Here is a 3990-nt window from a genome sequence, read left to right as displayed (position 1 = left end):
CGCGGCACGGCGCGAGGCCGCCCGCCGCCTGGTCGCCGAACTGCTGGTCGAGCTCGCCGCGCGCCGCGACCGCCTCGCCGACTCCGAGGACGACGAGGCCGCGCTGCAGGTCGCGGTCGAGCGCCTGCGCGCGGACGTGCGCAGCCGCGAGCAGGCCTGTGTGGACGCGCTGCTGCGCCTGTACCGCTTTCGCACCGACGACGCGCGCATGGCCGACCTGCCGCTCGCAGACGGGCGCTGGGACGACGACCTCTTCAACCCCGAGACCTTGCGCCAGATGGGCGTGCGCCTCGGCACCGGCGCGGCCGCAGGCGCGGCCGCGGGGGTCGGCATCGACCTGATGACCGGCGGCCTCACCCTGGGCGCCGCCGCCGCGCTCGGTGCCATCGCCGGCGGCCTGTGGCAGACCTTCGGCCACTACGGCGAGCGCCTCGCCGCCAAGCTGCGCGGCCGCCGCGAGCTCACCGTGGACGACGCCATCCTGCGCATCGTCGCGCTGCGTCAGCGCAGCCTGCTGGTGGCGCTCGACGGGCGCGGCCACGCCGCGGTGAAGCCGATCGAGCTCGACGCCGGACGCGAGGGCGCCGCAGCGAACGCCGACCCGGTGAGCGCGCGCTGGCGCAAGGACGCGCTCCCCGATGCGATCGGCCGCGCCCGCGCCCACCCCGAGTGGGCGGAGGCGGACGGCAGCCACAAGGACGAGGCGATCGCGGAACTCGCACGCGCGCTCGCCTGAACTGCGCCGGCCGGGGCGATCGAATGAAGCCTGTGTGAGCGCGAGGGCACGCGCTTGGAGCCGGCTGGCCCGTACAGAGGGTTCGTGTCCGCGCTCGTTCGCGGGAAAGTCCCCTCCCGTGTGCGCCGCACCCCGATTCGCCCGGGCGCGCCGCGTCAGCCCGTGCTGTCCTCGTAGCTCGACGGCGACACGCCGGCGCTGGCGAGGAACTCGCGCAGGTCCTTCACCGCCTGCTTGCCGAAATCACTGCCGTGGTGCGGATGGTGCAGGTAGAACTCGCGCCGGTTCAGCACCACGCGGAAGCGCGCGCCGTGGCCGCTCTCGACCTCGGCGCCGAGGTGGTTCAGCAGCGACTCGACCTCGCGCCAGTGCAGGTTGCCGGCCGGCGGATCGCGGAAGATCGCTTCCAGGGTGTGGCGATGCTTGTTGCTCATGGCGGACTCCGGGCACGCGAAGGATGAGCCCATCGTAGCGCAGTTCGCCCCGTGGCCGGGAGACGGGCACGCCGCTCCCGGGGCATGCAGGAGCGCGACGAGGAGCCGGGTCGATCCGCGCTCGGCGTCTCTCCCGTCCGCGCAGGCCGTCCCGTCGGAGCGCTACGCCTCAATCCGGGGCGTTTGCGGCCGTTACCTCCGGTGTCGCCGTCTTCCGCGCAGGTTCCCCCCATGAAAGTCGCCGCCTTCAGTGTCGAGCTGCAGTCCTCGCATCGTTTCGCCCAGTCGCTCGAGACCCGCGAGCGCCACGAAGTCTGGCGCGGCACGCGGGATGCCGTCCCGGTAACTGCGGGCGCGCAGCGGCCGGCGGTGGAGATCTCCGCCGCCGGCCAGGGCGCGCTCGTGGCCGAGAACGCGTCCGCGGCCGTGGATGCGGTCGCGGAGGACGCGGTCGAAGACGATCCGCGCCTGGCCATGCTGATCCGTAGGATCGAGTTCCTGACCGGCGAGCCGGTGCGGCGCTTCAGCATGCGCGAGCTCCAGCCCGCCGACGCCGCCGAGCCTGGGCGCGAGGGCGACGGGAGCGCGCTTGCGGGCGGCCAGGGGGGCGCACGGCGCGTCGGTTTCGGGCTCGAATACGATTTCAGCAGCCGCTTCAGCGAGACCGAGACGGTGTCCTTCGCCGCCGCAGGGGTGGTGCGTACCGCCGACGGCGCCGAGATCCGCTTCGAACTCGGCTTCGAGATGTCGCGCAGCTATACCGAGTCGGTGTCGGTCAGTGTGCGCGCCGGCGACCAGCGCCTGAAGGATCCGCTGGTGCTGGACTTCGGCGGCCCCGCGGCGGCGCTCTCGGATGTGCGCTTTGGCTTCGACCTCGATGGCGACGGCACCCGGGAGAAGCTGCCATCGATGAGCGGCAGCGGCTTCCTCGCCTTCGACCGCAACGCCAACGGGCGCATCGACGACGGTCGCGAGCTCTTCGGTCCGGCCACCGGAGACGGCTTCGCCGAGCTCGCCCGCCTCGACGACGACGGCAACGGCTGGATCGACGAGGCCGATTCCGCCTGGTCGCAGCTGCGCGTGTGGCAGCCGGATGCGGCGGGCGAGGGCAGCGTGCGGGCGTTGGGTGAAGCGGGCGTCGGCGCGCTCCACTACGGCCGCGTTGCGACCCCGTTCAGCCTGAAGGACGCCGCGAACGACACCCAGGGTCTGATGCGCGCGAGCGGCGTCTATCTGCGCGAGGATGGCGGTGCCGGAACGCTGAGCCAGGTCGACGTGAAGGTCTGATCCCGCGGCGCGTCCCGGTCCGGACGCCGTATCCCGCGACGTGTGCCAGTCCAGGCGCAGGATGTGATGCGCGTCGGTGAGGTTGAGGCGCGAGGGGTGCTTCGGGGGCGACCCTTCACCCCGCGTCCGCGTCCGCGATCGGCGCGAGCGCAGCCGCCGCGCGCTCCGACGCGACCAGGATCAGCTTCATCGTCGCCCGCGTGGCGCCGACGAAGAGCTTGCGCATGGTGAGCTCGTCCATGCGCCCACCCGTCACCTCGAAATCGATCTCGGTAAACAGGATGCAGGGCGCGGACTGCCCCTTGAAGCGATACACCGAGTCGATGAGCAGCTCGCCCTGGGAGTGCTCCGGTTCGCCGAGCAGGTCGTAGCGGCCGGTGAACGCGCGCAGGCGGTGGGCACCGAGGTGCTCGAGCGGGGTGAAGCGCGAGTGCTCGCGGCCACGGAAGGTGAGCAGCACGATGGCGTCGCGGCGGAAGCCCAGGCCGAGCGCGCGCGTGATCGCGCGCTTGGTGGCGTCCATCAGGCCGGCTTCGTCGCGCCAGGCGAAGATCTCCGGCGCGCTGTCGGTCACCGGGCTCCCGGCGCGCACCGGGGCGGGCAGCGGCAGCCGGGTATTGAGCAGGGCGAGCACGTCGGCCGGGGTGCGGTAGTTGGTGTCGGCGGTGAGCCCCACCCAGCCCGGCAGCGCCACCGGCGGGCGGTCGTAGAGGTTCTGCAGCGGGTCCTCCAGCCACCAGGCGCGCCCGCCCGGCTTGAGCAGCGCGAGCAGGGCGTCGCGCCAGGCCTCGGTGAAGTCCTGGCCCTCGTCGATGATGAGCTCGTCGAACTGCCAGGCGGCGGTTACCTGGCTTGCGACCAGCGCGGCGAAGTCGGCCTCCATGCGGCGGAAGGCGCCCGGCGCGCCGAAGGCCGGCTTGCGCCCGGCGTCGCGCAGGCGGCGGTCGCAGAGCTGGTGGAAGGTGGCGATCTCGCCGCCGGCCGGCGCGATGCGCGCGAAGTGGTCGGCGAGCGGGCGGTTGTAGCACACGTAGAGCGGGCGCCGGCCGGCGGCGAGCGCGTCGGTGTAGGCAGCGAGCGCGAGCTGGGTCTTGCCGCTGCCCGCGGTGGCGGTCACGCGCAGGCGGTGCGGCTCGACCGTGATGCGGCGCGCCCATTCGGTGAGCCCGCCGGCGAGTCGGGTGGTGAGCTCGTCCACCTGGCCGATGTGCGACTGCACGTCCGGCACCAGCTCGAGCAGGTCGGCGAAGAAGCGGTGGAGAGCCTGGCGGCGGCTGCCGTCGAGGGCCGGGTCGCCCTCCTGTGGCCGCGTCAGCGCGGCGACGATCGCGGGCAGCTCGTCGCGCCGGCCGGCGTCGACGATGCGGCTCGGGTCCAGCCCCGCAGTGCCGGGCTGGCGCACCACGTGGTCGGGGCAGTGCAGCAGTACGTCGAGCATGGGCTCGGCGCCCTCGAGCAGCGGGCGCAGGCGCGCGCGCAGCGCGTCGGCGTTGCGCGCGAGCTCGACGCTGAGCTGCGCCGCGCGGCGCCTGC

General features: G+C 73.6%; 4 protein-coding genes. 2 read left to right on the top strand and 2 right to left on the bottom strand.

Features of this window, described 5'->3' with window-relative positions:
• Window positions 1–736: DUF3482 domain-containing protein (locus tag C667_RS20900; protein WP_004381945.1), on the top strand; the 736-nt coding region annotated here is incomplete at its 5' end.
• A 155-nt stretch (window positions 737–891) separates the two neighbouring features.
• On the opposite strand, the gene C667_RS20895 is transcribed toward C667_RS20900, so the two are convergent.
• Complete coding sequence (locus C667_RS20895; RefSeq protein WP_004381944.1) at window positions 892–1170, bottom strand: type II toxin-antitoxin system HicA family toxin; 279 nt, start codon at window positions 1168–1170, stop codon at window positions 892–894.
• 231 nt (window positions 1171–1401) lie between these two features.
• Here C667_RS20895 and C667_RS20890 point away from each other — a divergent pair, with 231 nt between their 5' ends.
• On the top strand, window positions 1402–2457 hold the full coding sequence (locus C667_RS20890) for an SPM autocatalytic domain-containing protein (protein WP_004381943.1): 1056 nt from the start codon (window positions 1402–1404) through the stop codon (window positions 2455–2457).
• 115 nt (window positions 2458–2572) lie between these two features.
• Here C667_RS20890 and C667_RS20885 read toward each other — a convergent pair.
• Window positions 2573–3990: ATP-binding domain-containing protein (locus C667_RS20885; RefSeq protein WP_004381939.1), on the bottom strand; the 1418-nt coding region annotated here is incomplete at its 5' end.

This window comes from Thauera phenylacetica B4P, assembly GCF_000310225.1.
Taxonomy (GTDB): Bacteria; Pseudomonadota; Gammaproteobacteria; order Burkholderiales; family Rhodocyclaceae; genus Thauera; species Thauera phenylacetica.
The sequence above is the reverse complement of the archived record's forward strand: the minus strand, read 5'-3'. Positions and strand labels throughout refer to the sequence as shown.